Source organism: Salmonella sp. 32082101201600294FB01SM01 (assembly GCF_017572865.1).
GTDB lineage: Bacteria > Pseudomonadota > Gammaproteobacteria > Enterobacterales > Enterobacteriaceae > Salmonella > Salmonella enterica.
The window spans coordinates 1-518 of the sequence record NZ_JAGESB010000022.1 but is presented as its reverse complement, the minus strand read 5'-3'; the positions used below and the strand labels follow the sequence as shown (position 1 = coordinate 518).

The window sequence follows — 518 nt, the reverse complement described above, 5'->3', positions numbered from 1 at the left end:
CCCCATCAATTAACCTTCCGGCACCGGGCAGGCGTCACACCGTATACGTCCACTTTCGTGTTTGCACAGTGCTGTGTTTTTAATAAACAGTTGCAGCCAGCTGGTATCTTCGACTGACTTCAGCTCCGTGAGTAAATCACTTCACCTACATGTCAGCGTGCCTTCTCCCGAAGTTACGGCACCATTTTGCCTAGTTCCTTCACCCGAGTTCTCTCAAGCGCCTTGGTATTCTCTACCTGACCACCTGTGTCGGTTTGGGGTACGATTTGATGTTACCTGATGCTTAGAGGCTTTTCCTGGAAGCAGGGCATTTGTTGCTTCAGCACCGTAGTGCCTCGTCGTCACGCCTCAGTGTTAAAGTGAACCGGATTTACCTGGAACACACACCTACACGCTTAAACCGGGACAACCGTCGCCCGGCCAACATAGCCTTCTCCGTCCCCCCTTCGCAGTAACACCAAGTACGGGAATATTAACCCGTTTCCCATCGACTACGCCTTTCGGCCTCGCCTTAGGGG

1 rRNA gene is annotated in these 518 nt (G+C 52.5%); it reads right to left on the bottom strand.

The annotated features are described in order from the left end of the window. Positions 1 to 518 (bottom strand): 23S ribosomal RNA (locus J4645_RS22125); the annotation flags it as partial.